Below are 2,322 nucleotides of genomic sequence, written 5' to 3' on the forward strand. Positions count from 1 at the left end.
CTCCCACAGGGGGCTATGGATGGCCGCCATGGGTCTGCTGGCCTAGGCCGATGTGGGAGCGAGCCTGCTCGCGATAGCGGTGGATCAGTTGGCGAGAATGCTGGATGTACCATGAGCCGCGAGCGCCGGGCCGTAGCCTTCGATGAACTCCGGCGGCATGCGCTTGGGCTTGCCGGTGGAGAGCTCAATGCAGACGAATGTGGTCTGCGCCCGCAGCACGGTGGTGTTGTCACTGGGGCGGATCAGCTGGAAATGCCGGGTCATCTTCAGTCGCTGGTCCCAGTCGACGATCCAGGTGGCCAGCTGCAGTTCGTCGCCTTCGTAGGCAGCCGCCAGGTAATCGACTTCATGACGCACCACGGCCATCGCCCGGTCCAGTCGGCGGTACTCCGCCAGGTCCAGCCCCAGGCGCTGGGAATGGCGCCAGGCACAGCGTTCGAGCCAGGAGACGTAGACGGCGTTGTTGGCGTGGCCCAGCCCGTCGATGTCTTCGGCGGCTACTTGAAGATCCATGATGAACGGTGTTGCCCGATCCCAGCCCATGCCCCTCTCCCGGTCGAATGTGAATCGGGGCAGTGTACCCGATCCCTGTGGGAGCCGGGCTCGCCCGCGATAGCGGCGGGTCAAACTGCATCAATGTCGAATATACCGACGCGATCGCGGGCCAGCCCAGCTCCCACAACTCAGGCCGATTGCCGTGCCTGCAGATTGCGCCCGGCCAGCAGCGATAACACGCCATCGATGACACGGGGATCGGCCAGCACCCGCTGGTGCCCGCCCTGGGGCAAGCGCAACAGGCGGCTGTCAAACCAGGCCTCATGAATCAACTGCGACTCGTTGACCGAGACGGAGGTGTCGTCCTCGGCGTGGACGATCAACCCCGGCACATCCAGCTGATAATGCGCGACGTCCAGCTTCGAGGCACGCATGCCCACGTCCTTTTCCACCTGACGAATGAAGGCCGAACGCGCCTGGGGTGGCAGGCCCACCAGCCGGGCGAAGCCACGCAGCACCCCAAGAATGCGTGCGGGTGCGGCGATGCTGACCAGCGTCTCGGTGCGCAACCCCAACTGGACCGCGAGCATGGCACTGGCCCCGCCCATGGAATGCCCGATCACCGCTTGCAGCGGCGGCAGTTCCGCGGCGGCCTCGAGCATCGCCCTGGCGAATGACAGGAGATTCGCCTCACGGCCAGGTGAGCGGCCATGGGCCGGGCCGTCCAGTGACACCACCGTATAACCGGCGCCCACCAACGCCGTAATCAAAGCGGCGAACTGCGTGGGCCGCCCTTCCCAACCATGCATCATCAAGACGGTCGGGCCTTTGCCCCAGCGCAGGGCCGAAAGACCGAAGCGCAAGGTGATGCGCTCGGAGCTTGCCAGCAATGGCAATTCCCAGTCCCGTGGTGGCAGGTTCCGGGGATGCATGAACAGCGCGCGCATTTTCCTTGCCACCAAACGCGGAGCCACCCGACCCAGCGTGCCATTGACGCCACGAATCCAGCTCAATCTGTCCATCGCTCTTCTCCCACGGCTTGCGCCTTAGCTCACCGCACCGCAGATTTGGCGGCGCGCAGCACACGATCCGATAACTCCCCCGGCCCCAACGCCCTTGCCAGGGCCAGGCCACCGACCATCAAGGCAATGTCGGCGAGAGCCTTGTCGGCGTCTTCCGGGCTGGCCGCCAATTGCGCGGTCATTAATTCGATGTGTTCGTTGAGCACTTCACGAAACGGATCCGGCAGCCGTCCCAGCTCACCGATCGATGCCGGGATCGGACAGGCGTTCTCAGTGGAGTCCCGATGCTTGCGCGACAGGTAGAACGCCGCCACCAGGGCGCGTCGCTCTTCGCCGGTCAGTTCGGCATCCATGTCGGCGATCAGGCCGCGACGCCGGCTGAGCAGTTGCTTAAAAGCCTCCAGCATCAACGCATCCTTGCTCTCGAAATGGGCGTAGAAGCCGCCCACCGTCAGCCCGGCCGCGCCCATGACCTCGCCCACGCTCGGCTCGGCCGGACCACGCTGAATCAGCGCATCGCTGGCGGCCTTGATAATGCGTTCACGGGTCTGTGCTTTTTTATCGCTCATCGTCACCTCCGAATATTACGATCACAATATTATCCACATAATAATTTTCCGCAAGCAGAAACTCAGTCCGCTGGTCAGCAGTGTCTTTTCGAGGATAGGAGAATTGGCTGAACGCCAGACAAACAAAAGGGCCATTCAAGAATTGAATGACCCTTATAAAATCCCGCAGAGCGGGTAATCGTGGCGTCCCCTAGGGGACTCGAACCCCTGTTACCGCCGTGAAAGGGCGGTGTCCT

Annotated in this window: 3 protein-coding genes; all 3 read right to left on the minus strand. The window is 63.1% G+C overall.

The window, feature by feature from the left end:
• Positions 1-84: 84 nt before the first annotated feature.
• Positions 85-543 (minus strand): acyl-CoA thioesterase, encoded by a 459-nt coding sequence (locus ACODTO_RS29490; protein WP_464709399.1) that lies wholly within the window; start codon positions 541-543, stop codon positions 85-87.
• A 140-nt stretch (positions 544-683) separates the two neighbouring features.
• Positions 684-1,517: an alpha/beta fold hydrolase gene (locus tag ACODTO_RS29495; RefSeq protein WP_139644616.1), complete on the minus strand. Its 834-nt coding sequence runs from the start codon at positions 1,515-1,517 to the stop codon at positions 684-686.
• A gap of 29 nt (positions 1,518-1,546) precedes the next feature.
• Positions 1,547-2,086 (minus strand): TetR/AcrR family transcriptional regulator, encoded by a 540-nt coding sequence (locus ACODTO_RS29500; RefSeq protein ID WP_139644618.1) that lies wholly within the window; start codon positions 2,084-2,086, stop codon positions 1,547-1,549.
• Positions 2,087-2,322: the final 236 nt, after the last annotated feature.

The sequence above is a fragment of the Pseudomonas sp. FG13 genome (assembly GCF_057809755.1).

Bases quoted from the DNA above. Each gene is read 5' to 3' on its own strand.
- ACODTO_RS29490 (WP_464709399.1), bottom strand. From the start codon at position 543: ATGGGCTGGGATCGGGCAACACCGTTCATCATGGATCTTCAAGTAGCC.
- ACODTO_RS29495 (WP_139644616.1), bottom strand. From the start codon at position 1,517: ATGGACAGATTGAGCTGGATTCGTGGCGTCAATGGCACGCTGGGTCGG.
- ACODTO_RS29500 (WP_139644618.1), bottom strand. From the start codon at position 2,086: ATGAGCGATAAAAAAGCACAGACCCGTGAACGCATTATCAAGGCCGCC.